21 protein-coding genes are annotated in these 24,441 nt (G+C 66.3%); 9 read left to right on the top strand and 12 right to left on the bottom strand.

The genetic code is table 11. The features are described 5' to 3' along the window. Positions 1-8 precede the first annotated feature (8 nt). The 5 genes from ACOGXC_RS09370 to ACOGXC_RS09350 all read right to left on the bottom strand — a co-directional run bounded on the left by ACOGXC_RS09370 (position 9) and on the right by ACOGXC_RS09350 (position 7,030). A complete protein-coding gene (locus ACOGXC_RS09370) occupies positions 9-1,310 on the bottom strand; it encodes a geranylgeranyl reductase family protein (RefSeq protein ID WP_419917932.1) in 1,302 nt (433 codons plus the stop codon). After that, a complete protein-coding gene (locus ACOGXC_RS09365) occupies positions 1,303-3,513 on the bottom strand; it encodes a VanW family protein (RefSeq protein ID WP_419917931.1) in 2,211 nt (736 codons plus the stop codon). Before ACOGXC_RS09365 ends, ACOGXC_RS09370 begins: the two co-directional genes overlap by 8 nt. Beyond that, positions 3,513-4,172, bottom strand: a complete 660-nt coding sequence (nucS, locus tag ACOGXC_RS09360; protein WP_419917930.1) for an endonuclease NucS — start codon at positions 4,170-4,172, stop codon at positions 3,513-3,515. Before nucS ends, ACOGXC_RS09365 begins: the two co-directional genes overlap by 1 nt. A 264-nt stretch (positions 4,173-4,436) precedes the next feature. Then, positions 4,437-5,213 carry a 3'(2'),5'-bisphosphate nucleotidase CysQ gene (locus ACOGXC_RS09355; RefSeq protein ID WP_419917929.1) on the bottom strand — a complete coding sequence of 259 codons (777 nt, stop codon included), beginning with the start codon at positions 5,211-5,213 and terminating at the stop codon, positions 4,437-4,439. A gap of 101 nt (positions 5,214-5,314) precedes the next feature. Beyond that, positions 5,315-7,030, bottom strand: coding sequence for a bifunctional sulfate adenylyltransferase/adenylylsulfate kinase (locus tag ACOGXC_RS09350; RefSeq protein ID WP_419917928.1), 1,716 nt, complete (start codon positions 7,028-7,030; stop codon positions 5,315-5,317). A gap of 136 nt (positions 7,031-7,166) precedes the next feature. Between ACOGXC_RS09350 and ACOGXC_RS09345 the strand changes: the two genes are divergently transcribed. After that, positions 7,167-8,924, top strand: coding sequence for an SLC13 family permease (locus ACOGXC_RS09345; protein WP_419917927.1), 1,758 nt, complete (start codon positions 7,167-7,169; stop codon positions 8,922-8,924). Between the two features lie 96 nt (positions 8,925-9,020). On the opposite strand, the gene ACOGXC_RS09340 is transcribed toward ACOGXC_RS09345, so the two are convergent. Further along, entirely contained in the window at positions 9,021-10,178 is a 1,158-nt protein-coding gene (locus tag ACOGXC_RS09340) for a phosphotransferase family protein (RefSeq protein ID WP_419917926.1), read from the bottom strand. A gap of 66 nt (positions 10,179-10,244) precedes the next feature. On the opposite strand from ACOGXC_RS09340, the gene ACOGXC_RS09335 reads away from it, so the two are divergent. Then, positions 10,245-10,823, top strand: coding sequence for a methylated-DNA--[protein]-cysteine S-methyltransferase (locus tag ACOGXC_RS09335; protein WP_419917925.1), 579 nt, complete (start codon positions 10,245-10,247; stop codon positions 10,821-10,823). Positions 10,824-11,050: 227 nt separating this feature from the next. On the opposite strand, the gene ACOGXC_RS09330 is transcribed toward ACOGXC_RS09335, so the two are convergent. Then, positions 11,051-11,317 (bottom strand): hypothetical protein, encoded by a 267-nt coding sequence (locus tag ACOGXC_RS09330; protein ID WP_419917924.1) that lies wholly within the window; start codon positions 11,315-11,317, stop codon positions 11,051-11,053. Positions 11,318-11,504: 187 nt separating this feature from the next. On the opposite strand from ACOGXC_RS09330, the gene ACOGXC_RS09325 reads away from it, so the two are divergent. The 4 genes from ACOGXC_RS09325 to ACOGXC_RS09310 all read left to right on the top strand — a co-directional run bounded on the left by ACOGXC_RS09325 (position 11,505) and on the right by ACOGXC_RS09310 (position 16,472). Beyond that, the gene (locus ACOGXC_RS09325) at positions 11,505-12,278 is read left to right on the top strand and encodes an enoyl-CoA hydratase/isomerase family protein (protein WP_419917923.1); all 774 of its coding nucleotides are present in this window, start codon (positions 11,505-11,507) and stop codon (positions 12,276-12,278) included. Positions 12,279-12,443: 165 nt separating this feature from the next. Beyond that, entirely contained in the window at positions 12,444-14,009 is a 1,566-nt protein-coding gene (locus tag ACOGXC_RS09320; protein WP_419917922.1) for an acyl-CoA synthetase, read from the top strand. Between the two features lie 46 nt (positions 14,010-14,055). Continuing rightward, positions 14,056-15,621, top strand: coding sequence for an MDR family MFS transporter (locus ACOGXC_RS09315; protein WP_419917921.1), 1,566 nt, complete (start codon positions 14,056-14,058; stop codon positions 15,619-15,621). A 101-nt stretch (positions 15,622-15,722) separates the two neighbouring features. Further along, positions 15,723-16,472, top strand: coding sequence for an SDR family oxidoreductase (locus ACOGXC_RS09310; protein ID WP_419917920.1), 750 nt, complete (start codon positions 15,723-15,725; stop codon positions 16,470-16,472). A 22-nt stretch (positions 16,473-16,494) separates the two neighbouring features. On the opposite strand, the gene ACOGXC_RS09305 is transcribed toward ACOGXC_RS09310, so the two are convergent. The 5 genes from ACOGXC_RS09305 to ACOGXC_RS09285 all read right to left on the bottom strand — a co-directional run bounded on the left by ACOGXC_RS09305 (position 16,495) and on the right by ACOGXC_RS09285 (position 20,037). Next, positions 16,495-17,127 (bottom strand): DNA adenine methylase, encoded by a 633-nt coding sequence (locus tag ACOGXC_RS09305; RefSeq protein ID WP_419917919.1) that lies wholly within the window; start codon positions 17,125-17,127, stop codon positions 16,495-16,497. Between the two features lie 56 nt (positions 17,128-17,183). Next, positions 17,184-18,377 carry a cytochrome P450 gene (locus ACOGXC_RS09300; protein WP_419917918.1) on the bottom strand — a complete coding sequence of 398 codons (1,194 nt, stop codon included), beginning with the start codon at positions 18,375-18,377 and terminating at the stop codon, positions 17,184-17,186. Between the two features lie 77 nt (positions 18,378-18,454). Continuing rightward, the gene (locus ACOGXC_RS09295; protein ID WP_419917917.1) at positions 18,455-18,982 is read right to left on the bottom strand and encodes a hypothetical protein; all 528 of its coding nucleotides are present in this window, start codon (positions 18,980-18,982) and stop codon (positions 18,455-18,457) included. Beyond that, entirely contained in the window at positions 18,975-19,910 is a 936-nt protein-coding gene (locus ACOGXC_RS09290) for a hypothetical protein (RefSeq protein ID WP_419917916.1), read from the bottom strand. The genes ACOGXC_RS09295 and ACOGXC_RS09290 overlap by 8 nt, the downstream gene beginning before the upstream one ends. 4 nt (positions 19,911-19,914) lie before the next feature. After that, positions 19,915-20,037 carry a hypothetical protein gene (locus ACOGXC_RS09285; RefSeq protein ID WP_419917915.1) on the bottom strand — a complete coding sequence of 41 codons (123 nt, stop codon included), beginning with the start codon at positions 20,035-20,037 and terminating at the stop codon, positions 19,915-19,917. A 130-nt stretch (positions 20,038-20,167) separates the two neighbouring features. Between ACOGXC_RS09285 and ACOGXC_RS09280 the strand changes: the two genes are divergently transcribed. From ACOGXC_RS09280 to ACOGXC_RS09270, 3 genes are all read left to right on the top strand, one after another. Then, a complete protein-coding gene (locus ACOGXC_RS09280; protein WP_419917914.1) occupies positions 20,168-21,676 on the top strand; it encodes a class I adenylate-forming enzyme family protein in 1,509 nt (502 codons plus the stop codon). Between the two features lie 199 nt (positions 21,677-21,875). Further along, positions 21,876-23,105 carry a CaiB/BaiF CoA transferase family protein gene (locus tag ACOGXC_RS09275; protein WP_419917913.1) on the top strand — a complete coding sequence of 410 codons (1,230 nt, stop codon included), beginning with the start codon at positions 21,876-21,878 and terminating at the stop codon, positions 23,103-23,105. 35 nt (positions 23,106-23,140) lie between these two features. Then, on the top strand, positions 23,141-24,397 hold the full coding sequence (locus ACOGXC_RS09270; protein WP_419917912.1) for a CaiB/BaiF CoA transferase family protein: 1,257 nt from the start codon (positions 23,141-23,143) through the stop codon (positions 24,395-24,397). Positions 24,398-24,441 lie beyond the last annotated feature (44 nt).

Genomic DNA, 24,441 nt, shown 5'->3' with positions numbered 1-24,441 from the left:
GGGCTGGTTCAGCGGTAGGCACCGGGGGTGGTTAGGGGTTTACCGGGCCAGCGGTGGGGGGTGGCGATGATGGATCGGGGGTAGTCCTCGAACAGCCAGCGGGCGAAGTTGCGCCGGGTCCAGGGGGTTAGCCCGGCTATGCGGACGGCCCCCCGAGCGCCGGAGCGGTGGGCGAGGATCCGCCCGAGGCCACGGGCCATGCGGTGGTCGGCGAACAGCTCCCGGCGCACGAAGCGGCGGTAGCCGGCCATCACCCGGTCGGCATCGGTCCCACCGACCAGCACGGCACCGGCCGCGCCGATGCCGGTGAGAAGAGCCTGGGCGATGCCCTCACCGCTCATGGGGTCGGTGGCGGCCGCGGCATCGCCCACGAACATGGTCCGCCGGGAGGTCAGGGGCATCCTGTCGATACGAGCGGGGATGGGCCAGGCCCGATGATGGGCCTCCGGGGTTGCCGCGTCGCCCAGCACGGCCCGGATGTGGTCACGCTCCAGCAGGTCCTGCCAGAACCTACCCATGTCGCCCACCTGCATTCCACGACCTGATCGGGTACCGGAGACCCCCAGCCGATTCTGCCAGAACCTACCCATGTCGCCCACCGCTACCGGGCCGTTCCGGCGAACACCGAATCCCACGTTGGCCCGGCCATCGCCCAGGGGGAATGACCAGGCATAGCCGGGCAGGATCTCATCCTCGAACCACACCCACATTGCCCGGCGGGCCGGGGGAGCCACTCCCGTCCAGTACTGGCGAAACGCGTGCCAATCACCCAGGTAGCCCCCGGGGGTCAGGCCCAGGTACTTGCGGGTGGGCGACCACATGCCGTCGGCGGCGATGGCGAACCGGGCCGGCACCGTCCCGAGGTCGCCCACCTCCAGCACCACCCGGTCGCCGGTCTCCACCGCCCCGAGGCAGTTGGCACCCTCGATCAACTCCGCCCCCTCGCTCCGGGTTCGTTGCACCAGCTCGTTGTCCAGATCCGACCGGGGAACCACCGCGGCGAACTGGCCCCGGCCCCGGGGCAGGGGCAACTCGACGATGCGGCCCGAGGGTGAGCGAATGCACACATCCTCCACCGGCATCCACGTGGGGATGGCAGTGGGCTCAAGCCCCAGACCCTCCAGAAGCCGCAGGGCTCCGGTGGTGAGCCCGTCGCCGCAGGTCTTGGGGCGGGGGAAGCGGGCCCGGTCCACCACGATCACCCGCCGCCCGGCCCGGGCCAGGGTGATGGCCGCGGCGCATCCGGCTGGCCCGGCCCCGATCACCGCCACATCCCACAGGCCCACCACTGCCGCTCCCCGCTCAGGCATCCTGGGTTTGGCCCGGTTGGGGGATCTGCGGTTCAGGTTGCCCAGGGTCGGGTGCTTGCCCAGGCGGTTCAGGTTGCCCAGGGTCGGGTGCTTGCCCAGGCGGTTCAGGTTGCCCAGGGTCGGGTGCTTGCCCAGGCTGCCCAGTATCGGGGGCCTGCGGGTTATCCATAGTGTCACCGGGATCCGGCGGGGGAGTCGCCTCGGGTACGGGTACGGGTGTGGGTACGGGCTCCGGTTCCGGCGATCCCGTCGCTTCCGGGGTTGGTTCGGCCTCGGGCAAGGGGTCCGGCACAGGGAGGGTGCAGAGGTCGGCGCGCCCGTCCTCGTTGGTGTCAACCGGTGTCCGGGGCTCGACGCAGTTACCGGAGCCAACGCAGGTTTGCGGCAAGCCCCGGCTGTCCAGCTCTCCCTGCCCGTCGCCGTCACCGTCCAGGGGCAGCAACGGGAGGATGCACGCACCGTCGCAGTTCACACCCTCCCGGGGCTGGTAGAGCGCGGTCACCGAGTCCCTTAGCACGGTGCCGTCGGAGTAGGTCCGGCTCCGCTGGGTCACCCTTACCGTGCAGAACCTCCTGGAGGTGTCGTAGCGGTTGGTCCATTTCACCTCGGCGTGGGCGGTGGAGTACAGGCTGACGGTGACGCTGCTGCCGGTGACCGTGGGCCACAGCAGCACTGCGTAGGGGTTGGGGTTTCGCAATTGAAAGTCGGGGGCCGGCCACGAGATGGTGGCGTCCACTCCCTGCCGGTAGCGGGGGATGTCGAGGCTGTGCGACTGGTAGGTGGGGAACTCCATCCCGGCGTTGAAGGCGGCGGTGAACAAAGTGGTGATGAACTGGGAGATGCCCCCTCCCACCCCCTCCGCGTACACCCCCTGGTAGATCACCCCGGCGGGCACGAACCCCTTTTCCTCGGTGCGCTGGCCCACGAATTGGTTCACCGAGAAGGTCTCGCCCGGGTAGACCACTGCCCCCTGGATCATCTCGGCAATGCGGTGGATGTTGCCCACTCTGGCCTGGTTCGGTGTGTAGTGGGTGGTGAATCTGCCGATCAGTTCCACGATGCCACGATCCACCAGCCAGCTCTGGTCGTTCATCTTGTCCAGTTCCCGCAGCTCCAGGTTCACTTCGGGTTGCTCGGAATCGAGGGCCGAAAGCACCACTTGCGAGGCGGATTCCTGGCAGCAGACCAGCGCTGGCACCTCGCTCACCAGTACCGGCACATCGTCCATCACCGTCAGCACCGGTTCCGAGGCCACCGTGGCCACCTCGGCAAACAGTTCGGCCAGGTCCTTTTCCAACTGCTGCTGGTTCATGACCGCCAGGTCCTTTGCCAGTCGTTGCTTATCGGGGTCGGCGAGGTCCTTTTCCAACTGTTGCTGGTTAATGTCGTAGATCCACTCGCCGGTGTCGTTCTGGAGCTTCAACCAGGTACGAAGCTGGGCCGGTTGCACTCGCTTGGTGACTTCCTTCACCGTCACCAAAAGCCCCTGGGCCGTGCGCTGGTTGATCCAACCGGCCACCCTGGTCGCCGCGTCATCGGTGAGGTCGGGAGGGGTGAGGCTCACCTCGGCCTCCACTCGCAGGGGAGACTCGGGCCCGGCCACGCTCTCCAGCAATCGGGGCAGCGTTGAGGCCAGGTTCAGGGTCTCACCGGGCACGCCGCTCACCACTTGGAAGACACCGTTCTCCAGCACTATGGACGGATCCACCGGCACCCGCTGCCATTGGGCTTCCAGGTCGGCCAGCCGTTTGGTATCCACCGCCAGGGTGAACAGCAGTTCCGACTCCGAGCTCTCGAAGAACGAAGCCGTCCACCCGATGGGGTTGCCCCCGCCCCGGTCCCGCTTCATGATCTCAGCCACTGTGGTCTCCACATCCACCACCAGACCGACCTCCCCGGCGGTCGACGAGATGGTCCGGCTGGGGGTCACGATCTCCACCGGGGTTCTGCGGTGATCCTCGGCCAGTTCGGTCACCACTGCGGTTACTTCGTCCTGGTTCAGCCCGCCGATGTCGATGCTGGTGGCCGGCCCCTCAATCGTCAAACCCCGGGGGGTCTTGTCACTGCCGCTGGATGAGTCGATCAGCCAAAGCACCAGCCAGGCGGCCAGAAGCACGGCCGGAGCGACCATCAGCGCCCACACCCAGGGCGGGCGGGGAGGTCGGCGCAGGCGTAGCGGGGGATGCTTATGCGTCTGTCGCATCAGAACAGCCTGGTCTGGTTGGGTTCGATGCCTCTGAGCCGGTCGTAGTCCATCTCCACGCACTCGATGCCCCGGTCGGTCGCCAGAGTTCTGGCCTGGGGCCGGACGGTCTGAGCGGCGAGCACGCCCCGCACCGGGGCCAGCGACGGATCCCGGTTCAAGAACTGTAAGTACCGGGTCAGTTGCTCCACCCCGGCGATCTCGCCCCGCCGTTTCACCTCCACCGCCACGGCGTTCCCATCGATGTCCCGGCACAGAAGGTCAACAGGGCCGATGTCGGTGGGGTACTCCCGGCGCACCAGCCGGAACCCGTCCCCGAGCGTCTCGGGGCAAGCGGCCAGAAGCTCCTGAAGGTGGGCCTCCACCCCGTCCTTGTCCAGGCCCGGGTCGGGGCCCAGCTCGTGGGTGGTGTCGAAGATCGTCTCGTAAATGGTGATGGTGAGCCTCTCGCCGGATGGATTCACCACGGTCCATTCGCCTTCTTGCTCCGACAGCCGGTTGGGGGCGTTCATCCAATTCAGCGGCTTGTAAGCCCCGCCATCGGCGTGAATGGCCACACAGCCGTCGGCCTTGATCATTATGAGCCGCACCGCCTCGGGCAGGTGCGCGGCCAACCGGCCGTCGTAGTCCACCGAACACCGGGCAATCACCAGTCGCACAACGCTCCCAATCTAAAGGCGTACAACTCGAACCGCGCCCGTCACCAGCAATCTAAAGGCGTGAACTTTGAACCGCGCCCCTCACCGGCAACACCCCCGCCTCCGATGCCAGCCAGCCCGCCAGTTGGTGGTCGTTCATGGGTTCTTGTCAGTCCAGTTTTGGTGGTCGTTCACGGTTTTTGGTCAGTCCAGTTTTGGTGGTCGTTCACGGTTTTTGGTGTTGCAGTCCGATGGGGGTTTGGCGCTTGCGGGTTTGGCACCAGTTCACGGTATGTCGAGCAATTCTCGCACCTGCTCGACGATGCCCGGAGCCGTCGCGATGAAACCGTCCATCAGCGGGTCGGCCCGGTTGAACACCACCTCGGCGCCGCCGGTTCCGAACACCAGCCCGCCCCCGGCCCGGACAAGCGCCGCCCCGCCGGCCACATCCCACTCGTTCTTGGGAACCAGCGTCCAGGTGGCGTCGGCCAACCCTGCACCCACCAGGCCCAGCTTGTAAGCCACCGAGCCCATGTTGCGCACCGCCACCGGGGTGGAGAAGAAGCGCTCCCATTCGCCCCGCCGAACCTCGCTGCGGGAGGCCAGCACCAGCGCCCCCCTAATATCGGTGGTGGCGGTCGTTATCGCAGGTGAGCCGTTGCAAATCACCCCGGTCTCGTCCGACCCGACGATGAGATGGCCGTTCGGCGGGCTCAGGATGCCGCCGGCCACCGGTACGCCATCCTCCACCAGCCCCACCGAAACGCACCATTCGGGGATTCCGGCGATGAACTCCCGGGTGCCGTCAATGGGATCCACCACCCAAACCCTTCGGCAACCCAGCCTTTCGACACCGTCGGTACTCTCCTCCGACAGCCACCCCTCGTTCCGGTGGCGAAGCTGCCGGGCCAGCACTTCGTTCACCGCGGTATCGGCCGCGGTCAGCGGGTCGCCCCCGTCCTTCAGCTCCGATTCAACCTCCCCGGGGGTGAACCGCTCCAGCACCCCAGCCGCCGCCGCCAGCGCGCGGGTTATCCGTTCCAGGTCCTCGGTGCGGCCCATGTCAGCGGGTTATCCGTTCCAAATCCTCGGTGCGGGCCATGTCAGCGGGTTATCCGTTCCAGCGTTCCAAATCCTCGGTGCGGGCCATGTCAGCGAAGCATCTATTGGAGGTATCCCTCGGCTACCAGATGGTCCACGATTACCTGGGCCGATTGATCGGGGGTCCGGTTCACGGTGGGCAAAACGATGTCGGCGTCGGCCGGCACCTCGTAGGGATCGGAGATGCCGGTGAACTCCTTGATGATCCCGGCTCGGGCCTTGGCGTACAGGCCCTTGCGGTCCCGCTCCTCGCACACCTCCAGCGGGGTGGCAACGTACACCAGCACGTAGCCACCGTTGGTCGAGATGGCCTCCCGATTCAGTCGCCGGGGCTCGGCGTAGGGAGCGATCGGCGCACAGATGGCAATACCGCCGTGCTTGGTGATCTCCGAGGCCACGTACCCGATGCGGGTTATGTTGATGTCCCGGTGCTCCTTCGAGAACCCCAACTCCGACGACAGGTTGGTGCGCACCACATCGCCGTCCAGCAGGGTGACCGGCCGCCCCCCCCGCTCCAGCAGCTTGGCCATGAGCGCGTTGGCGATAGTGGATTTGCCCGAGCCGCTGAGCCCGGTGAAGAACACGGTGAAGCCCTGCTTCGACCGCTGGGGATGGGTGCGGCGCAGCTCGGCCACCACCTCGGGATAGCTGAACCACTCGGGAATGTCGTCGCCCGATGCCAGGCGATCCCGCAACTCGGTACCGCTGATGCTGAGGGTGGCCGTCGCCTCGTCCACCTGATCCACCGGTTGGTAGCTGTCGCTGCCCGGGACATACACCATCATCTTGAACGGCACCATCGTTACGCCCAGCTCATCGGTGTGGTCCTGCAACATTTCCTGGGCTTCGTAGGGGCCGTAGAAGGCGGTGCCCGACGAGTCGGCCCCCGGCCCGGCATGGTCACGGCCCACGATGAAGTGGGAGACACCGTGATTCTTGCGGATGATGGCGTGCCACACCGCCTCCCGGGGCCCGCCCATGCGCATGGCCAGCGGCAGCATGGCCAGCATGGCCGAATCCTCGGGGTAGCGCTTGATCACGTGCTGGTACACCCGCCCCCGGGTGTAGTGGTCCACATCCCCCGGCTTGGTCATGCCCACCACGGGGTGAATCAGCAGGTTGGCGTCGGCCTCCACGGCCGCCCTTCTGGTCAGCTCCACATGGGCCCGGTGCATCGGGTTGCGGGTTTGAAAGGCCACCACCCGGTTCCAGCCCCGGGCCTCGAAGGCCGCCCGGAGCTGAGCCGGGGTGCGGCGCAGCTCGGTGAAGTCGTAGTGGACGGGAAGTTGCACACCCTGCACCGACCCCCCCACATAGAACGGCGCGGTATTGCGCATCAGATGGTTGACGCCGGGGTGTTCGGGGTTGGCCCCTCCGAACACCTTCTCGGCCTCATCCGCTAGGTCCGGTTGCCACACATCGCTCACGGTGAGCACCGCCAGCATGACCCCTTCAACGTCCCGCAGCGCCAGTTGCCCGGCGGCCCGGGCGGTCTCGGCGGTTTCGGCATCCACGTCCAGGGTTATGGGTATCGGCCACAGCGTCCCGCCGGACAATCTCATCTCCGTGCAAACCCGCTCGTAATCGGCCTTACCCATGAAACCTCGAAGGGGCGAGAAACCACCGGTGAGCAGCAGCTCCAGGTCGCACAGGTGGCGGGGCCCGAGGGTGTACGAGGGCAGGTCGCGCGATTGCGATTTGAGCGCGGCGGCGGCGGGATCGTCAGCCATCAGGTCGACCAGTTCGCCACCGTGGGGTTGTATCAGTTCTGAAGCCACGGATATTTCTTATCGCGGGTTCAGCGGTTCGTGGCCATCAAACCACCAATAGCACTCCCTTTGGCGGGGAAAGCCGTTACCGCGCCGTAGCATTTACCAGAACCAAAGCCGTTACCGCGCCGTAGCATTTGCCAGGATGGACAGCGATGCCGTGCTCACCGTTGTGGTGCTGGTGGCGATGGGGGCCGGACTCATCAGCAACCGGCTGTCGCCCGCCGCCGGGGTTCTGGGGGCCACCGGGGGGTTGTTCCTGCTCGGGGTGATCGATGCCGACTCGGCCTTCAGCGGTTTCGGCAATCCCGCTCCGGTAACCATTGGCGCGCTGTACGTGGTGGCCGGTGCGGTGACCAAGACCAACGCATTGCAGCCCCTGGTGGCCAGGGTGCTGGATCGGGGATCCCCCACTCGGGTGACGCTGATCCGGCTGCTGGCCCCGGCCGGCGCGGCCTCGGCCTTTCTGGCCAACACCCCCATAGTGGCCATGCTGGTGCCGGCGGTGCGGGGTTGGGCCGAGCGTTACGGCCGGGCCGCCTCCCGGTTCCTGATCCCCCTGTCGTATGCCACCATCCTGGGCGGGGCGATCACGGCCATCGGCACCAGCACCAACCTGGTGCTGGGCGGCCTGCTGCAATCGGTGGGCCAGGACGAGCTGGAGATGTTCGAGCTGGCCCGCTTCGGTTTACCCCTGGCCGGGGCCGGACTGGTGCTGATCGTGGTGGCCGCTCCCTGGTTGCTGCCCGATCGGCGCGACACCGGGGCCGACGGTACGGCCCGCCCCTACCTGGTATCCATGCATGTGGTCGAGCGGGGGGCTTTCGACGGGCAGTCGGTGGAGGCCGGGGGTCTGCGCCATCTCCAGGGGGTGTTCCTGGTGGAGGTGGAGCGCCAGGGTACGGTCATCGCACCGGTGGCCCCCACATTCGTGCTCCGGGGTGGCGACCGGCTCACGTTCGCGGGGCGGGTTGATCTGGTTCTCGACCTCCAGGCCATGTCCGGGCTGACCTCGGCCGAGGATACTCACCTGGAGGCGGTGGACTCCGATGATCACACCTTCTTCGAGGCGGTGGTGGGGGTGGCCTCCCCCCTCAGCGGGCGGACCCTGGCCGAGGCCGGGTTCCGGGGCCGCTATCAGGCCGCAGTGGTGGGCATCCACCGCTCCGGCGCGCCGGTGGAGGCCAAGTTCGGCCAGGTGCGACTGCGACCCGGCGACACGCTTCTGGTGCTGGCTGCCGATGGATTCGACCAGCGATGGAGCGACCACCGAGATTTCCTGCTGGTGTCCCGATTGGGCGGATCACCACCCCGAGCCACCCGCCGGGCCCCGGTGGCCCTGCTGGCGGTGGTGGCGCTGGTGGTGTTGCCCGCCGCCGGTGTGCTGAGCGTTTTGAAGGCCTCCTTGATCGCCGCCGGCACGGTGGTTCTGGGTGGGGTGCTCACGCCCCGCGAAGCTCGGGAGGCGGTGGACTTCGGCGTGCTCATCACCATCGGGGCGGCGTTCGGCCTGGGGGCCGCGCTGGACAGGGTGGGGCTGGCCGAGGACATGGCCGGCGGCATCGTCACCGGATTCGATTTCATGGGTGACGCCGGGGTGGTGCTGGGCATCGTGGTGGCCACCATGCTGCTGACCGAGCTGATCACCAACGTGGCTGCCGTTGCCCTGGTGTTCCCGGTGGCCCTGGAGGTGGCAGCTCAAGCCGGTTTGGATCCCCGCACCCTGGCCCTCGGGGTGGCGGTGGCGGCCTCGGCATCGTTTTTGACCCCCATCGGCTACCAGACCAACACCATGGTCTACGGCCCCGGCCGCTACCGGTTCACCGACTACCTGCGCCTCGGCGTGCCGATGTCGATGCTGACAATGGTGCTGCTAACCGTGCTGGTGACCACAGCGGCCTGAGCCTTGAGCCCAACCCTTGTTGGCGAGTTCACAGCACCCCGGCGGCCATGTCGGCGGAGAGTTCACAGCACTCCGGCGGCTATGTGGGCGGCGAGTTCACAGCATCCCGGCGGCCATGTCGGCGGCATGGCCCAGCATGGCGTCCACCCGGCGGGCTATGTCGTGGACATCACCGGTGCTTCCCATGCCCCCGGTCATCCCCTTCAGCCGGCGGGCGTAGGCCCCCTCCACTATGCAGGCCTGCTTCCACCAACTGAACACGGCGTAGTAGGGGAGGTCGGACAGGTCAAAACCCGATTGGGCGGCGTAGCGATCGGCCAGCTCGGCCCGGCGGGCGAAGCAACTCAGCACGGTGGGGGGATCACTCAGGAAGCTCATCTCGTCGCCGGGATCGGCCCAGTACTGGAGCGACCAGGCGAAGTCGGCAATCGGGTTGCCGGTGGTGCACAGCTCCCAGTCCAGCACCGCGGCCACCCTCCACTGCTCGTCCAGCACCGTGTTGTCGAAGCGGTAGTCGCCATGGGCCAGCGCCGCCGGCACCGTCTCGGGAGGCTTGGCCGCGCTCAGCCGCTCGTGCAGCTCCGCCAGCAAGGGCACCTCCCGTACCCCGGCAACTTCCACCTGGCGGAACCAGCGCCTTAGCTGGCGACCCACGTAGTCCTCCCGGCGGCCCAGATCGCCCAAACCCACCTCGTCCAGGTCGAGGGTGTGGAAGGCGATCTGCACGTCCAGCAGGCTCCGGGTGGCGATCTCGGCCTGCTCCGGTGTCATGCCCGCGGCGGAGTCCCTGTCCCGCAAGATACGACCTTCCACGAAGCTCATCACGTAGAAGTCGGCCCCGTTGATGGAATGGTCGTCGCAGAAGGCCACCATCTCGGGCACCGGAACCTCGCCGGCCTCGCCCAGAGCGGCCATGATGCGCCATTCCCGCCCCATGTCATGGGCGGTGGCCAGCGCCGATCCCACCGGGGGCCGCCGCAGCGCCCACTGGCGACCGCCGGAATCAGCCAGCCGGAAGGTGAGGTTGGACCCTCCCGCGGCGATCAGGTCGAAGGTGAACGGGGGCTCGCTGCCGGCGATGTTGGCGGCCAGCCAGGCCGTGACCGGGGCAACCTCGATACCGGGTATGTCGCGATCTGTATCGGTTATGTCGCCGCGGTTGGGTTCCTGCTCGTCGATACCGGGTATGTCGCCGCGGTTGGGTTCCTGCTCGTTCATGGCCTCGGGGGCTTGCTGCTCGGAAACCTCATCCATGGCACCCAGTTCTTGCGCTTTGGAAACCTCATCTTTTCAGTCTGGCGTTCCGCTACGGTCAGTGCCATGTCCCCTGCTGCGCTGCTCACCCGCCCCCAATCCGCTGCCGCTCTGTTCACGGTGGCCTCGGGGGTGCTGGATACCCCCATAGGAACCCTGAACCTGATGGCCACCTCCCGGGGCCTGGTGCGGGTGGGCTTCGGTTCCAGGGAGGGACACCCGGACCCGATGGCCGGGGACCCGATGGCCGAGCTTGTCGAGTCGTCCGAGCCGTCCTGGGCCGGCGGGGGCGATCCGGCCTGGTTGGACGAGCCCATCGGCCAGCTTCGCGAGTACTTCGACGGCAGTCGCCGCCAATTCCACCTGGCCCTGGACCGGCGCTCGACCCCCGGATTCTACCGCCGGGTTCTGGACTCCCTGATGACGGTGGGCTACGGCACCACGGTGTCCTACGGGGAGTTGGCCCGCATGGCCGGTTCCCCGGGGGCGGCTCGAGCGGTGGGCACGGCCATGGCCACCAACCCGATACCGGTGGTGGTGCCCTGCCACCGGGTGGTCCGCAGCGATGGTTCGGTGGGCCAGTACGGGGGCAGCCCCGATGCCAAATCCTGGCTCCTGTCCCACGAGCGTTCCCGTCATGGCTGAGGTCAAGTCCTGGCTCCTGTCCCACGAGCGTTCCCGTCATGGCTGAGGTCAAGTCCTGGCTCCTGTCCCACGAGCGTTCCCGTCATGGCTGAGGTCAAGTCCTGGCTCCTGTCCCACGAGCGTTCCCGTCATGGCTGAGGTCAAGTCCTGGCTCCTGTCCCACGAGCGTTCCCGTCACCGCTGACGGCTCACCCCAGCACTATCTGGCCCAACGGTGGCCGGCGGGTTCAGGCGGTTCTGCGCTTCTTCTCGTTCCAGAACACGGCGTGGAGTTCGAACTCGTCGTAGTCGTCGAGGGTGTCGTTCTCCCCGGTGTCCCAGAAGGAGTGGGTCTCCACGAAGGCGGTGTAATCGGCCAATTCTCTCGGCTCGGGCAGGTCGGGAACGTTGCGGAACCGGCCGAACAGATCCGTGGCCACGCCGGAGGCGCGCAACAGGTATACGCCGAGCAGATGCACGACGAGATAGGCCCCTACTGCAATCCCGATAGTCATGCTAGAACTGGCACTATAGGGATGAACGGCGCGTTCCTCAACTGGTTCTCGACGAAATCCGCAATCCGCCTCAAGCAAACCTGTATAATTTCGACCCCTGCCCAAGAAGGTCGGCCCAAATCCCTCGCCCCTCACCATACCGTTGAGCCGTGGGCGACCGGTATGCGACCGGTAAGCTGACGGTTCGATGTTGGAGATTGAGGACCATGGCCGGGTGCGGCTGCTGAGGTTGAACCGGCCCGAAGCTCTCAATGCCTTCAACGAGGCGCTCTACGATGCCACCGCCCAAGCCCTGATCGATGCCGCCGCCGCCCCCGACGTGGCGGTGCTGGTCGTCACCGGAACCGGGCGGTCGTTCTGCGCCGGCACCGACCTGGTGGAGATGGGGGCCCGCAACCCGGGCGGGGATGGTGTCGCAGCCGGGATCCACGGGTTCCCGGGCATGATCGACCGGATGGCCTCGTTCCCCAAGCCGTTCATCGTTGCAGTGAACGGCCTGGCCCTGGGGGTGGGGGCCACCATGCTGGGTTTCGCGGATCTGGTGTTCATGTCGTCCGAGGCTCGGCTCAGGTGCCCGTTCTCCAGCCTTGGGGTGGCCCCCGAGGCGGCCAGCAGCTACACCTTCCCGCTGCTTCTGGGCCGCCAGCAGGCCATGTGGATGCTGCTGAGTTCCGAGTGGATCAGCGCCGCCGAGGCCAGCGACATGGGCCTGATATGGAAGGTGTGCCCCCCTGGCGAACTCATGGGCACGACGATGGCCCACGCCCAGAAGCTGGCCGTGCTCCCGGTTTCGTCGCTCATGGAGTCCAAGGCGCTCATAACCTGCGGCTGGCACGACGGGGTGGCCGCAGCCCGCGAGCGCGAGAACGCGGCCTTCTCCCGACTGATGGGAGCACCCGCCAACGTCGAGGCCATCGCTGCCTTCATGGAGAAACGCCCTCCCGATTTCACCGGCATGTGAATGCGATTCACCGGCCTGTGAGCGCTTTGCGGTTGCCCCACGGTTACGGCCCCCCAACCGCCTGCGCCTACCATCCTTCGGGCACGCACACCGACAGCAGCACGCATGGGCAACCACTTCGGGCATCCTTCCCGGAGCCGGGGGCAGGCGTCGACGGGAGGAAAGATGGCTGAGACCGATGTGCTGGGATTCTGGAGGATCGCCGAGGCCGACCCCGAGCGGCTGGCGGTGGTGGATCCCGACTACAACGAGATCACCTATGGGGAGCTGGCCGAGCTGACCAACCGCATCGTCCACGGCCTGCGGGACGCGGGTTTGGGGGTCGGTGACCAGGTCACCACCGTGCTGCCCAACGGGATCGAGCAGTTGGCCATGTCGCTGGCCGCCTACCAGGGGGGTTACTACATCACCACGGTGAACTGGCACCTGGCCGGACCCGAGATCGCCTACATCGTCAACGACAGCGAGACCAAGGCGTTCATTGTCCACGAGAGTTTCGCGGCCCAGGTGTCCAAGGTGTTGGAGCACAGCGAAGTGCCGACCGCCAATCGGTTCTCGGTGGGAACCATCGACGGTTTCCGCCCCTGGGCCGAGCTGGTCGAGGCCCGGCCCGGCACCCGACCCGATGCCCTGACCACCGGGTCGTTCATGTTCTACACCTCGGGTACCACCGGCCGCCCCAAGGGGGTGCGCCGGAAGCTGACCGGCATTCATCCCGACGAGTCGGCCGGGGCCTCGGGCGGCCTGTTCATGCTGCTGGGCATCATGCCCCACCAGAACAACGTCCACATCACCCAGGCCCCGCTCTACCACACAGCGGTGAACGTGTGGGCCACCACCTCGCTGCACATGGGGCATCCCGCGGTGGTCATGGGGCGCTGGACCGCCGAGGGGGCCCTGGAGCGCATCCACCGTTACCGGGTCACCCAGAGCCACATGGTACCCACCATGTTCCACCGGCTGCTCCAGCTCCCCGACGAGGTCAAACAGCGCTACGACGTGTCGTCGCTGCGGCGGATGATCCACGCCGCCGCCCCCTGCCCCATCGAGACCAAGCAGAAGATGCTCGACTGGTGGGGTGACTGCATCTGGGAGTACTACGCGGCCACCGAGGGGGGTGGCACCTACATTGCTCCCGACGAGTGGCGCCGCTACCCCGGCACGGTCGGCCGCCCCTGGCCGGGCTCCGAGGTCATCGTGGTGGATGAAGCCGGCAACCGGTTGCCTCCCGGGGCCAGCGGCACCATCTACATGAAGATGCCCGGCGGGGGGAGCTTCGAGTACTACAAGGACAGGGAGAAGACCGAGAAAGCCCGCCTGGGCCAGGAGTTCTTCACCGTGGGCGATGTGGGCTACTTCAACGATGACGGCTATCTGTTCCTCAACGACCGCTCCAACGACATGATCATCGTCGGGGGCATGAACATCTACCCCGCGGAGATCGAGGGGGCGTTGCTCCAGTGCCCGCTGGTGGGGGATGCTGCCGTGTTCGGGATTCCCAACGAGGACACCGGCGAGGAGATCAAGGCGGTGATCGAGCCCGTGGCCGGGGTGGCAGCCGACGACGGCACCCGGGCGGCCATCATGGACTTCATCCGGGAGCGTATAGCCAAGCAGAAGTGGCCCCGATCCATCGACTTCACCGATGCGATGCCCCGCGACCCCAACGGCAAGCTCTACAAGCGCCGGTTGCGCGATCCCTACTGGGAGGGAAGGGCCCGAGCCATTTGAGTGAGACAAAGACGGCCCTCCGGAGCTGGGGATATACCTGACGATGATGGCCCGCCTGTTCAATCCCGAGTTGGTGGAGCCCGAGGATCTCGCTCCCCGCCAGGTCCACATCATCATGGTCGCCCTGATGACCGGCATGTTCCTGGCCGCACTGGACAACTCGGTGCTGGCCACCGCCGTGCCCACCATCGCCGGCGAGCTGGGCGGCCAGGATCAGGTGGCCTGGATCATCACCTCCTACCTGCTCACCGGCACCATCGCCACCCCGCTCATCGGCAAGCTCAGCGATATATACGGTCGCAAGCTGGTCTTCCAGCTCACCATCGGTTTCTTCATCATCACCTCGGCGCTGGCCGCCCTTTCCCAGACGATGTTGCAACTCGTGCTGTTCCGAGCGTTGCAGGGCTTGGCCGGTGGCGGCTTGCTGGCCCTGCCCATGGCCATAGTGGGTGACGTGGTGGCCCCCACCGAGCGGGGCCGTTACCAGGGTTACATAGCGGGCACGTTCGGTGCCGCCAGCGTGGCCGGGCCTCTCATCGGCGGTTTCTTCGTGGATCATCTGGGCTGGCGCTGGGTTTTCTACGTGAACATCCCGGTCGGCCTGGTGTCGATGGCGGCAATGGCGGTGCTGTTCAACGTCCGCATCCAAATGACGTCCCGACCGATCGACTGGACGGGTGCGGGCCTGCTCATCGCCGGGTTCAGCCCTCTGCTGATCGCCCTCAGCCTGGGGGGCGACGAGCTGGCCTGGGGATCCACCGGAATGATCCTGGTCCTGGTGGCATCGGCCGCTCTGCTGGCCGCGTTCTTCTGGTGGGAGACCCGAGCCGGCGATCCGATACTTCCGCCCCGGCTCTACTCCAACGACATCGTGCGCTGGTCCATGGTGGTGATGATGCTCATAGGGCTGGTCATGTTCGGGGCCACGCTGTTCGTCCCGGTGTTTCTCCAGGTGGTGTCGGGGGTGAGCGCCACCGGCTCGGGGTTGAACATGATGCCCATGTTCATCGGCATCATTCTCACCTCGGTCGGGTCGGGGAGGCTGCTCACCCGGTTCGGACGTTACCGGGAGTTTCTGGTTCTCGGTACCACGCTGATGGCTGCGGGCATGGTGCTTTTGGCCCTGTTCACGGAACGGGGTGTCACCCAGGTTCAGGTGGGGCTCATGGTGTTCGTAATAGGTCTGGGGTTGGGGATGACCATGCCGGTGCTGGTGCTGGTGGTGCAGAACGCCAGCCCCCACCGCGACATCGGAATGGTGAGCGCGGCCACCAACTTCGTGAGGTCCCTGGGCGGAACCATAGGGGCTGCGGTCATGGGTGCCATCTACGCCGCGGGCTTGAACTCCTCCCTGGAGTCCAGGGTGACCCCCGCCCAACTCGCCGCGCTGCCCGATCCCGACAAGCTGCTGGGCAGCCCCCAGCAGATCAGAGCCATCCAGGATCCCTCCACGCTGGAAGCGGTGCTGGACTCCTTCACGCTGGGGGTGCAACGCTGCTTCGTCGTGGGCGCGCCGATCATCGCCCTGGGCATTCTGGCTGCCCTGGCCATCCGCCAGATCCCCCTGCGCGACCAGATTCGATCCGAGGAAGAGCGCGCCGAGACGACCTAGCTTCGCAAGCCACCCTTTGCCCTTTGCCCTTTGCCCCGGGTTGAGCCACTCACCGGCTGCTTTTGTTTCCGGCCCCGGGTTGGATCGGCTAGAACTTCAACATGGGATGTCTGGATGGGCGGGTGGCGATCATCACCGGGGCGGCTCGGGGCCAGGGTGAGGCCGAGGCCCGCAAGTTCGTAGCCGAGGGCGCATTCGTGGTGATGGGCGATGTGCTCGACGAGCCCGGAGAGGCGGTGGCCGCCGAGTTGGGCGGCCGAGCCGTGTACTTGCACCACGATGTGACTTCTCCCGACGACTGGGCCCGGGTGGTGGTCGCCGCCACGAAACGGGGGCCATTGCGGGCGCTGGTCAACAACGCCGCCATTCACTGGACCGCTCCGTTGCTCGAGGAGACCCCAAAGAGCCTGCACCGGATATGGGAGGTCAACTACCTGGGCTCGTTCCTGGGAATCCGGAGTGTGGCCGCGCCCATGGCCGAGGCCGGCGGCGGAGCGATAGTCAACATCTCCTCCGTAGCCGGGATGGTCGGCATCGCCCACCATGCGGCTTACGGGGGTACGAAGTGGGCGGTCCGGGGTCTGTCCAAGGTGGCGGCCATCGAGCTGGGTCCCCTGGGAATCAGGGTGAACTCCATACACCCCGGCCCGATCGAAACCGCCATGTTGCCGGCCGACCGCCATGGACGTCCCGAACTGTTCGACCACGTGCCACTGCGCCGGGCCGGCGTGGCCGATGAGGTGGCCGACCTGGCCTGCTACCTGGTGTCGGACGCCGCTTCCTACCAGACCGGCCACGAGTACATAATCGACGGCGGCTCCACCGCAGGCATCCCCCTACGCACCGCGTGACTAAAGCTGGTACCCCGCTGGTTCATAGCGGTCGTCGGGTTATGAGCAGTTCTGATATGTGGGCATGGTGTGTGTTACGCATCACAACTTCAACGGCATGGAATCTGTGTTCTTTGATAAGTTCTACTATTTCTGGTGAGCGGTCGTAAGTCATCAGGAAGTCCGCGGTAGTCTCGGCAAGAATCTTAAATAGCCGCCGGTGTTCGATTCGATGATGAGCATAAAGTCGGTTGCCAGCTCTTTTGCCTCCCACTGTGTACGGGGGATCGATGAAAGCCACGACACCGGGGATTCCAACCGCTACCTCCAATAGTTCAAGGCCGTCGGTTTCGCAGAACATAATTCGTGCTTTATGGGCCTCGATGTTCTGCAAACGTTGGATAATGGTATCGGGGTACCAGCGGGAGGACAGGCCTTTGTTGTTCTCCCCCGACTTGGTCAAGGCGGCACCTGGAGCGAGGATGCCACCGCGTCGGGTGCGGTTGAGCACCAGTGTTTGGAACCCATGCTCCAGCAGATCCCGGGGCCGGTGATTGGCTAGGTCAGAGACAGCCTTGCGGGTGGGGTCAAAATCCGCCACCAAGTCGCATAGTTCAGGGTTGTGGCGCAGAGCAGCGTGCCAGAAGGCGGCTACATCGTGGTCCAGTTCAGCCATGGTTGAGGCTGGCTTTATGGGCTACTGGTCCGAAAGTGGTTCGGGGGTCAGCAGGGCTACTGGCCCGAACGTGGTTCGGGGGTCAGCAGGGCATCCAGCCGGTCGGGTCCGTTGGCCCAGAACACCGGGGTTTTCCGGCGGGGCCGGCCCGGAACCGGCTCGGCGGCGGCCACCCGATCCAAGAACACCTCCAGCGCCACCCGGCCCTCGAGCCGAGCCAGGCTGGCACCGGGGCAGATGTGCGGGCCACCGCCGAAGGCGACATGGTCCTTGGGACGATCCCGGTCGAGCCGGAACACTTCGGGATCCTCGAAATAGTCCTCGTCCCGGTTGGCCGACGATATGCCGAACACGATCTTGTCGCCGCTGCGCATGGGCACCCCGAACGCATCGGTGTCGGCGGTGCAGTCCCTGATGAGCATGTGAACCGGGGAGTCGATCCGCAGCGACTCCTCCACCGCCCGCTCGCACAGCCCCCGGTCGGCCTTCAGGGTGGCGAACAGATCGGGATCCTCGATGATGCGCCCAAGCAGGTTGCCGATCAGGTGCCGGGTGGTCTCGTTGCCCGACATGATGAGGAAGGCGAGCTGGGTGCGTATCTCCACATCGGTAAGGCGGTGGCCGTCGATCTCGGTGGTGATGAGCCGGGTCACCAGGTCATCGGGAGCCTCATCGCCGGCCCTCCGCTCGGCGATCAGCGCGTCCAGGTAGGCGCAGAACTCGGGGTGGGCACCGGCCAAACCCTCGCCCCGCTCGTTCCGGTTGGTCCGGGAGTACGACCCCAGCACCACCTCGTCGGTCCAGGCGTGGAACCGCCCCCAGTCCTCGGCCGGTACGCCGATGAGGTGGGAGATCACGTTGATGGGCACCGGGGTGATGAACTCGGCCACCAGCTCGCCGTGGCCCCTCTCCAGGATGGGGTCCAGGTACTGGTGGCACAGATCACGCACGAACGGCTCGGCCCGCATCGACTTGTGGTGGGCCACGGTGGCGTTGATGATCCGCCGCACCTTGCCGTGGCGGGGCTCGGCGATCTCGCTGATCAGCTTCTCCTCCTCGGGCACCACCACACCGGGGTCTCGGAAGCTGGACACGAAGGTATCCACATCCTTGGTGGCGGTCAGCACATCGTCGAACCTGGTGAGGTACCACCCGCTGGGGGTGCGGGCCACCGGGCACTCGTCTCGCAGCCCGGCCAGCTTGGCGTAGGGCACATCGCCGGTGTGGGCCAGCGGATCAAAAATCTCCATATCGGGCAACCAATAAAAGGGGTTATACGAAGTTTATGCGAAAAGGTGCCAACGGAGCATCTGCTTGGACTTGATGTTCATGGGGTGCCTCCTTGCTCTATCTGAACGATGAGGTTTAGCAGGTGCGACTCGAAGTCCGCTATCGGCCGGAGCGCTCCGGAGCGCTTGGTGAGCTTCCACGTTGCTGACGATCCCTGATCCATCGAAACCAGATGCCCGGCTGCGCCGGTTGTTACGTCGGCCTTGCTCCACGCGTCGAAACCGATGTCATCGGGACCGATCCCGACGCACAGCAAGCCCTGGTACTTGCGGTGGTAGCGAATGTGGTTGAACTGAAACGAGCCGTTCACGTCCTCGGTGGCGGTCTTCAACTCGAAGGTGACACCCTCGATGCGAATGTCCCACGGCGATTGAGGACTGCGACCTACGGGCAACTCGGCCTCGAAGTTCAACTCGTCGCAGAGCCCCTCCACAAAGTCCTGCCCTACGGTACCCACCTTCGTGTTGGAGAGTCGTTTGATGGCCTCGAAACGTGACCCTATCCACTTGTTGTCGTCGGCGTAGCCGTCGAGCACCGCGGCAAGGATCGCCTTTGCGTCAACCATTCACGAATCCGGCATCGATGACGGCTTGGCGGATGTGGTACATCGAGATATGACGGCAGTTGTGCGCGGCGAGGTTGCTATAGTGCCGCCAATCGGTTCGTTGCAGCGCTTCGCTCACGGCGCGCTTAGCCTTGTGAATGACGATGCCATAGCCGCAGACGTACCGCACCAGCGAGAACGCACGCACCGGCTTGGGCGGCTCGTGGTAGAAGGTACGTTGCAGGAACCAGTCGGCCTCGGCCATCCGTTCCTGTCCGCATAGTCGCTCCTTGCGCTGATCGACGGTGAACAGGTCGATCCACTCGTCGCAGCGCTGGGCGGGGGGCCTGTTGTTGACACCGCGCTGCCAGACCTGCCAGAGCGCGTTGATCTTGACATCCCGGCCGTCGGCGTGGACGAAGCTGTCCGGTGGCAGCGGTTCGGAGTGGATGAGCCGCATTCCGGTCACTCGATGCTTGGGGCTGCCCTTGCCCTCCGACTGGAAGGCCATCGGCAGGATCAGACCGGCGTAGTCGGCGAACGTTGCGGCGTGGTTGACGAATGCCAGCGCGAGCCATGCCCGATATCCGAACGGCGGGTTGCCGATCACGGCGTGACGGCCCATGGTCGCAGGATGCCATGTCAAGAAGTCGCCGCGCTCGAAGTCGTCGCGCCGCGGCAGGATGTCCAGTCCGGTGCGTCGGTCCGGTGGCAACAGGTCGTAGAACGCTCCCGCACCGGCTCCCGGCTCGACGAACTGGTAGTCATCGACAGGAGCATGATCCGCTCGCATCCGCGTCGTCAGATCGGCGTAGCATCGGGCTGCCAACTCGGGACGCGTGAATATCTGGTCCAGCCCCACGGTGGAGACATCAACCCACGATGGGATGAGCGGACTCGATGCCCACCGCTGGTTCCGATCAGCGACAGCCGCCGTCTCAGCCAGCATCGCCCTATGCCGCGGCCAGAACGCGGTAACGGAGCTGCTTGCCGACAGCACCCTTCACGGCGCTGCCCATCTGGTGAACCAGGGTCAGTCCTTTGCGGAAGTGCCTGCCGGGTGCGTTCGTAACCATGACCATACAGTAGCGAGGGGGTGTGACAGCGGATTTATGGCTCTGACCTCGGCTTCGGCACCTTTCCGTATAATCCCCCCACCCCCCCCAACAAATGCTAAATACTGTCACGCCGGTAGTGTGCTCGGTGATGGAGCTGGTTATTGGGTCGGTGTTTGACAATGCGGCGGCCACGGTGCCTTCTCGGCCGGCGGCAATTTTGGCCGGGCAGACGCTCACTTACGGGGAGTTGAGCCGCCGGGCCCACCGGATGGGCTCCGTGCTGGCCCGGCTCGGGGTGAGGCGGGGCGACCGGGTGGTGACCTGGAGCGACAACAACCTCGAGTCGGTGGTTCTGTTCGTAGCCCTGGCCCGGATCGGAGCGGTGTTCGCCCCGGCCAACGCCCGGCTGTCATCCGGCGAGGCCGCCGAGATGGTGGGCCTGGCCCGCCCCCGGCTGCTGGTGACCGATCCCGCCCACGCCGAGGCCGCCAACGCGGTTTGCGAAACGGTCGGGGTGCCACTGGCCCGGTTGGGCGGAACCGGGCCGGGACTCGACCTGACGACCCCGGCCGAGACAACCTTGCCTGAGACGACCCCGGCCGAGCCGGCCCCGGCATCGGCCCCAGCCCCGGCGCAGGCTCCATCGGAAAACGACCCACACGTGGTGTTCTTCACCAGCGGCAGCAGCGGGCGACCAAAGGGCGTGGTGCTGTCCCACCGGTGCAACTGGCTCCGCACCCGCCCGCCGGCGCTGCTGGAACCCCGGGGGGCCACGGTATGCATGTTTCCCATGTTCCACATGGGGGCGTGGACCATCGCCCTTCAGGCCTGGCAGGCCCGGGGGCTGGTGGTGTTCACCGACCGGGCCGAGGCCGGTGGGCTGATTGATGCGGTCGAGTCCCATGAGGCCGCCTACATGAACTGCATCCCCGCGGTGTGGCAGCGGGTTCTCGAGGCCGGCCGCCACCGGGACATGGCCTCGTTGCGGTTCACCACCTCGGGCACATCGGCCACCCCGCCGGAGCTGCTGGCCGAGCTGAAGGAAGCGATGCCCAACGCCCACCGGCGGGTGTTCTACGGATCCACCGAAGCCGGCTCGGTAACCATGCTGGACGACACCCACATGGAGGCTCGGCCGGGTAGTTGCGGCCAGGCCCATACCGGGGTTGAGGTGCGCCTCCACCGGGGTGAGCTGCAAACCCGCTCCCCGTTCATGTTCGACGGCTACTTCGACGACCCCGAGGCCACCGCCGAGGCGTTCACCCCCGACGGCTGGTTCAAAACCGGCGATCTGGCCACGGTGGATGCTGACGGCTTCTACTCCGTGATCGGCCGGGTGAAGGACGTGATCCGCACCGGCGGTGAGACGGTGTCACCCGCCGAGGTGGAGGGCCATCTGGCCGATTTCCCCGGGGTGGCCGAAGTGGTGGTGGTGGGTGTCCCCGACGACCGCTGGGGTGAGGTGGTGTGCGCCGTCTTCGTAATGGCACCGGGGGCCACGCTGCCGGCTCCCGATACCGTGCAGGCCCACCTCGGCAGCCGCCTGGCCCGGTTCAAGCACCCCCGCCGGATAGAGGTAACCGGCACCATCCCCCGCACCCCGGCCACCGGCCAGGTCCGCCGCCGGGACCTGCTGGCCGCCATCTTGAAACCGTGAAACAAACCACCGGCCAGGTCCGAAGAAGCGAGGTGCTGGCCCCCATCCAGGCCCATGTCATCCAGGCAGATACCGGTGAAACCGCGTAAGGTCGGGCCGTGTCCCCATCCAAACCCGTACCGGTGAAACCGCGTAAGGTCGAGCCGTGCCGCCATCCAGGCCCATGTCATCCAGGCAGATACCGGCGAAACCGCGTAAGGTGAAGTCCGAGGCTTTGTCCCACATCCGGGTATGCGATTTCACCGGGCAGTTGGCCGGGGCGGGAGCCACTCGGTGGATGGCTGCCTTCGGAGCCGAGATAATCCGTATCGAAGATCCGGTGCGCCTCGGCCAGTGGGATGTGCTGCGGGGTACGGCACCGTTCGTGGATGACCGCCGGGGTCACGAGTTCGGCGGGTGCTTCAACAACCACAACGTGGAGAAGCTGGGGGTCACCCTCAACCTCCGCACCGATCGGGGCAAGGAGCTACTGGCCGAGATCATCGCGGTGAGCGATGCGGTCACCGAGAACTTTGCCGCCGGGGTGCTCGAACGGCTCGGTTTCGGCTACGACCGCCTCCGGGAGATCAAACCCGACATCGTGTACGTGTCCAACTGCGGTTTCGGCCACGCCGGCCCCTACCGCCGGTACAAAACATGGGGGCCCATAGTTCAGGCCTGCTGCGGGCTCACGTTCACCTCCGGTATGCCCGACATGCCCTCGGCCGGGTGGGGGTACTCCTACATGGATCACCACGGGGGCAATTTCATGGCCATGGCCATCATGGCCGGTCTGATCCACCGCAGCCGTACCGGCGAGGGCCAGTGGATCGATATGTCGTGCACCGATGCCGGGGCCTCCATGCTCGGCCCCGTAGTGCTGGATCACACCGTGAACGGGCGGGCGCTTCGGCGCAACGGTATGCCCTACAGCAACCGCAGCCAGTTCCCGGCCATGGCCCCCCACGGCATCTACGAGGCCGCCGGCCCCGACGCCTGGTTGGCGCTGGCCGCCCGCAACGACCGCGACTGGCATGCCCTGGCCACAATAATGGGGGTGGACGACACCCGGTTCGACGACCTGGCCGGTCGGCTGGCCCATGAGGATGACCTCGACGAGGCGGTGCGGGCCTGGACTTCGGGTCGGGATCGGTTCGATGCCGCCGCCCAGCTCCAGGCGGTGGGGGTCCCTGCCGCCGGGGTTGCCAAACCGGTGGATCGGGTGGACAACGATCCCAACACCGAGGCTTGGGGGCTGTGGCCCACCGTCACCCACCGCGAGATGGGCAGGGTGCGGGTGGACGGTATCCCGGCCCATTTCTCGGAGACCGACTGGGTGCTGGAGCGGGGTGCCCCCCTGCTGGGTCAGCACAACCATCAGGTTCTCAACGGCCTGCTCGGGCACTCCGACAAGGAACTGGCCGATTTGGCCGCCGAAGGTGTGATCTGATGGTGGCCGGCAAACCGCGCCCAGGGTGTGATCTGATGGTGGCCGGCGAAACACCGGGGGCGGAAACACCGGGGGCGCTGGAGGGCCTCAGGGTTGTGGAGCTGGCCGGGGAGGCATCGGCGTATGCCGGGTTGCTGCTGGCCGGTATGGGGGCAGAGGTCATCCTGGTCGAGCCTCCCGGTGGTCACCACAGCCGGGGTTTCGAGCCGTTCCTCAACGACGAACCCGGCCCGGAACGCAGCTTGTGGTGGTGGCACTACAACGCCTCCAAACTGAGCGTGGTCCTCAACCTGGATGAGGCCGCTGATCGGGACCGGTTCCGAACGCTGGTGGGCACTGCCGATGTGGTGCTGGAGTCGGAGCGTCCCGGGCGGCTGGCCGACCTGGGGGTGGACCACGATGTCCTGCGGGCCGCGCACCCGGAGCTCATATGGATAGCGCTCACCCCGTTCGGTCGCCAGGGCCCCCGGTCCCGGGAGCAGAGCGTAGACCTCACCGTGCTGGCCGCGGGCGGGCCGGTATGGAGCTGCGGTTACGACGATCACACCATCCCGCCCCAGCGGGGTGGCGGCAATCAGGGTTATCAGACCGGTTCGGTGTTCGCCGTGCTCGCAGCGCAGACAGCGCTGCTGGCTCGCAATCGCACCGGCCGGGGCCAGTTCGTGGATGTCAGCATGCATGCCGCCGCCAACGTGACCACCGAGTTCGCCTCGGTCGAGTGGCTGGTGGCCGGGGCCGAGGTGCAGCGCCAGACCGGTCGCCATGCTGCGGTTCACCCCACCACGTTCGTTCGGGCCATGGCAGCCGATGGGGTGGATGTGCATACCGGTTTCCCGCCCCGCAGTTCCCGGGACTTCACCGCGGTGCTGGGCTGGTTGGAGGATCTCGGTCTGCGGGATCGCTTCGAGGAGGCTTTCTTCCTCGAGATGGGGGCCCAGCGCGAGGAGCCCCTGCACCTGTCCATGGTGGGTCAGGATCCGGAAGCCACCGCCATCTTCGGGGCCGGTCGCGACGCGGTGCGGTTCATAGCCGAGAACGTGACCTCGCACGAGTTCTTCGTCGGGGCCCAACAGCGGGGTCTGGCCGTGGGCATCATCTACTCTCCCGAGGAGGTGCTGGCCGACCCCCACTTCCGGCAGCGGGGATTTCCCGTTGAGGTGGAGCACGATGATCTGGGGCGAAGCTTCACCTACCCGGGGGCCCCCTTCATAGCGCCAAAATCCCCGTACCTCATCCGCCACCGGGCACCCCACATCGGCGAGCACAACCACCTACTGCAATTCTTCATTTAATTTCGTCATTTTTTGGTAGGTGGTTGTTGTCGGGGGGGGGGGGG

Source organism: Candidatus Poriferisocius sp. (assembly GCF_965202595.1).
Lineage (GTDB): Bacteria > Actinomycetota > Acidimicrobiia > Acidimicrobiales > Bin134 > Poriferisocius.
This window is presented reverse-complemented; position numbering and strand designations above follow the sequence as displayed.